The organism is Microcoleus sp. OTE_8_concoct_300 (genome assembly GCF_031383065.1).
Classification (GTDB): Bacteria; Cyanobacteriota; Cyanobacteriia; order Cyanobacteriales; family Microcoleaceae; genus Microcoleus.
The window spans coordinates 1-4,130 of record NZ_JANMZH010000742.1 but is presented as its reverse complement, the minus strand read 5'-3'; the positions used below and the strand labels follow the sequence as shown (position 1 = coordinate 4,130).

General features: G+C 48.1%; 2 protein-coding genes. Both read left to right on the top strand.

Annotated features, from left to right (window positions below; all coding sequences use genetic code 11):
* Nucleotides 1-169 precede the first annotated feature (169 nt).
* Nucleotides 170-559 carry a glycine cleavage system protein GcvH gene (gene gcvH, locus ACUVJL_RS33195; protein WP_445249724.1) on the top strand — a complete coding sequence of 130 codons (390 nt, stop codon included), beginning with the start codon at nt 170-172 and terminating at the stop codon, nt 557-559.
* Between the two features lie 308 nt (nt 560-867).
* A complete protein-coding gene (gene gcvP, locus ACUVJL_RS33190; RefSeq protein ID WP_445249723.1) occupies nt 868-3,834 on the top strand; it encodes an aminomethyl-transferring glycine dehydrogenase in 2,967 nt (988 codons plus the stop codon).
* Nucleotides 3,835-4,130 lie beyond the last annotated feature (296 nt).

The following is a 4,130-nucleotide window of genomic DNA, read 5'->3' as shown; positions in this document are numbered from 1 at the left end:
CTCTGGGACTAACTAAATTAGGCTCAATATTTGGTTCATTTGAACGGATATTTGGTCTAAGAACTGCCGCAAGGATAGATAGTTTTAAGGTATGTCGCCAGAACCAAGAATCCCCACGCCTGATAGCTGGGGAGTGTCAATTGATACTTTGTTTATTGCGAGAAAAGACATGGCACTAACATACCCCGATGACTTGAAATACCTAGACAGCCACGAATACATCCGACTCGAAGGTGACCTTGCCACGATAGGCATTACTACCTATGCACTTAACCAACTCGGTGAGATCGTGTTTATAGATTTGCTAGAAGTCGGTGCCACGCTGGAAAAGGACCAAAGTTTCGGTACAATCGAGTCAGTGAAAGCCGTTGAAACCTTATACACACCAGTTACCGGTACAGTTGTAGAGCGCAACGATCAGATTGTAGAGTCTCCCGAAGATTTGGCCGACGACCCCTATGGCGCTGGGTGGCTGCTGAAAGTCCGCGTTGACAATCCCAGCGAACTCGATGATGCTTTATCCGCCGAGAAGTATCGCCAAATGGTGGAAGGCGAGTAGTTTTGAGTTGGGAGTTTTGAGTGGGAATTTGGCCATAGGGCTCGTTGATTCCTCCACAATCCGCCAGGGGTTTCAACCCCTGGCTAATAGCACAAGTCGTCTAAAGACGACTGAAATACTAACCAGTTGCGCCGGGAGTTGCGATATGTGCGCCTTAATCTACAGTCGGCGACCGACGACTTTAGCTATGAGACAGGGGTTTCAACCCCTGTCGGACTGTCGGACTTTGATAGAGGCAGAAAATCTTCCTGATTTTCTTAGCAAAATGTTACAAACAAAGAAGAAAACTCAATTCAGGAGAATCAGCCTTGGTACTCTACAGCCCTCAAATTGAACCCAACCAGCAGCAAAACCTTTCCCCCATCGATGGTTTTGCGGCCCGGCACATTGGCCCGACACCTAGCGAAATCCAGCAAATGCTCGATGTTTTGGGGATTTCTAGCCTTGATGAGTTGATTGACAAAACGGTTCCTGCGGCGATTCGCATTCCTGGAGCCCTACAACTTCCCGAACCGCAAAGCGAGTACAGCGCTTTGGCACAATTGAAAGAAATTGCTGCAAAAAATCAGGTATTTCGATCGTACATCGGCACTGGATATCACGACTGCATAACTCCCCCCGTCATCCAGCGGAATATCCTAGAAAATCCCGGCTGGTATACAGCTTACACTCCCTACCAAGCCGAAATAGCTCAAGGGCGATTGGAAGCTTTACTGAACTTCCAAACCATGATAATTGACCTGACGGGTTTGGAAATTGCCAACGCTTCTTTGCTGGATGAAGGGACAGCGGCGGCGGAAGCGATGGCGGTGAGTTACGGCGCCAGCAAAAATCAGGCAAAAGCGTTTTTTGTTTCCCAAGATTGCCACCCTCAAACTGTGGAAGTGGTGCAAACTCGCGCTAAGCCGTTGGGAATTGAGGTAATTGTCGGCGACCATCAAAGCTTTGAGTTCGATCGTACAATCTTCGGCGCTCTCCTGCAATACCCCGCCACAGACGGCGCAATTTACGACTATACGGATTTTATTCGATCGGCACACGAAATCGGCGCATTAGTCACAGTAGCCGCCGACATATTGAGCCTTTGCTTGCTCACACCCCCCGGCGAATTCGGCGCGGATATAGCCGTAGGAAGCACTCAGCGCTTCGGAGTGCCGATGGGATTCGGAGGGCCCCACGCCGCCTATTTCGCCACGCGAGAAGAGTTTAAACGGCAAGTTCCCGGGAGAATCGTCGGCGTTTCTAAAGATGCCAACGGCAAATCTGCTTTACGTTTAGCCTTGCAAACTCGCGAACAGCACATCCGCCGCGAAAAAGCAACCAGCAATATTTGTACTGCTCAAGTTTTGCTGGCAGTGATGGCGAGTATGTATGCTGTTTATCACGGCCCGTCTGGACTGAAAGACATTGCTGAGAAAGTACGGAGTTTAACAGCACTTTTGGCATCCGGTTTAAGAAGTTTCGGATACAAAATTGGTTCTCAACCTTTCTTCGATACTTTGCGGGTAGAATTGGGAGACAAACCGCTGTCAGAACTTCTAGAAGCTGCTAAAGAGCGCCAAATTAATCTCCGAGTTTTTGATGATTCGACAGTGGGAATCACTTTAGATGAAACTGTCACCGCTGAAGATGTGCAAGAGTTGTGGAAAATTTTTGCACAGGATAAGGATTATATCAGGGCCGACGGGCAGAATGTTCTCAACATTCCGCTGGATGCAGACGCATTGAGTTCATATTTGACCTTACCAGATTTTTGCGATCGCACCAGCAGCTATCTCGCCCATCCAGTTTTCAACAGCTACCATTCAGAAACTGAACTTTTGCGTTATTTGCACCGTTTAGAAGCCAAGGACTTATCGCTAAATACATCGATGATTCCCTTGGGTTCTTGCACAATGAAATTGAATGCAACAGCAGAGATGATGCCGGTGACTTGGGCGGAATTTGGCAAGATACATCCTTTTGCACCCCCCGATCAAACTCGCGGCTATCAAAAGATGTTCGTGCAACTAGAACAGTGGCTGGCAGAAATCACAGGTTTTGCGGGAATTTCTTTGCAGCCAAACGCTGGTTCCCAAGGCGAATACGCGGGCTTGTTAGTTATTCGCCAATACCACGAACACCGAGGTGAATCTCACCGAAATATCTGTTTGATTCCCCAGTCAGCCCACGGTACAAATCCGGCTAGCGCAGTGATGGCGGGGATGAAAGTAGTTGCTGTAGAGTGCGATTCCCAGGGCAATATTGATGTCGCAGATTTACAGAAAAAAGCAGAGAAACACAAAAAAGAACTGGCGGCTTTGATGGTGACCTATCCATCTACGCACGGCGTTTTTGAGGAAGAAATTAAAGAAATTTGCGACGTTGTCCACAACTGTGGCGGACAAGTTTATATGGACGGCGCAAATATGAATGCTCAAGTTGGTTTGTGCCGCCCCGGTGATTTTGGTGCTGATGTTTGTCACTTGAATTTGCACAAAACGTTCTGTATTCCCCACGGCGGCGGCGGCCCGGGAATGGGGCCGATTGGGGTAATGTCTCATTTGGTAGAATTTTTGCCCAGTCATTCTATTCTTAACAGTCAACAGTCAACAGTTAAGAGTCAACAGTCAACAGTTAACAGTCAACAAAAATCAGTTGGTGCTGTTTCCGCAGCGCCTTGGGGAAGTGCTAGCATTTTGACTATTTCTTGGATGTACATTCGGATGATGGGAGGAGTGGGTTTAACTGAGGCGACAAAAGTAGCAATTCTTAATGCTAATTACATGGCGCATCGGTTAGAATCTTATTATCCGGTTTTGTACAAAGGGAAAGCTGGTTTAGTGGCGCACGAGTGTATTCTGGATTTGCGATCGCTCAAAAAATCTGCGGCTATTGAAGTCGAAGATATCGCTAAACGGTTGATGGATTACGGCTATCACGCGCCGACGGTTTCTTGGCCAGTTGCTGGTACGGTAATGGTGGAACCGACGGAAAGCGAATCGAAGCAGGAATTAGACCGTTTTTGCGATGCGATGATTGCGATTCGAGCAGAAATTGCGGAGATTGAAAAAGGTAATGTTGATGCGCAAAATAACGTCTTGAAAAATGCGCCGCACACCGCAGAATCTCTGATGGTTGATGAGTGGAATCGTCCTTATACTCGCGCGCAAGCGGCTTATCCGGTACCTTGGACTCGCGAACATAAGTTTTGGCCGGCGGTGGGCCGGGTAGATAATGCGTTTGGCGATCGTAATTTTGTCTGTTCTTGTTTGCCAATGGAGGCTTACACTTAAGATTGCAATCCATCTAAATCTCGTTTTTATCTGAGTCTAGATCCCCCTAAATCCCCCTGATAGTCGGGGGACTTTGAGTGCTTCCAGTCCCCCCCTTCTTAAGCTATGCCTTACTCACATCTTTCTTAACAAAGGCGCTCCGGCCCCGGCCGGACCGACCTCCGGCGATCACTCCGGCCGGAGTAGGATTGACAACCAGGAATCGACTCAATTAATCAGTAAATTATGGCACCAGAGGCGAGTGAGGAACTAGGACGGCAGAATGGGCAGTAGCAGAACTACAATTTGCTTGTCAC

Bases quoted from the DNA above. Each gene is read 5' to 3' on its own strand.
- gcvH (WP_445249724.1), top strand. From the start codon at position 170: ATGGCACTAACATACCCCGATGACTTGAAATACCTAGACAGCCACGAA.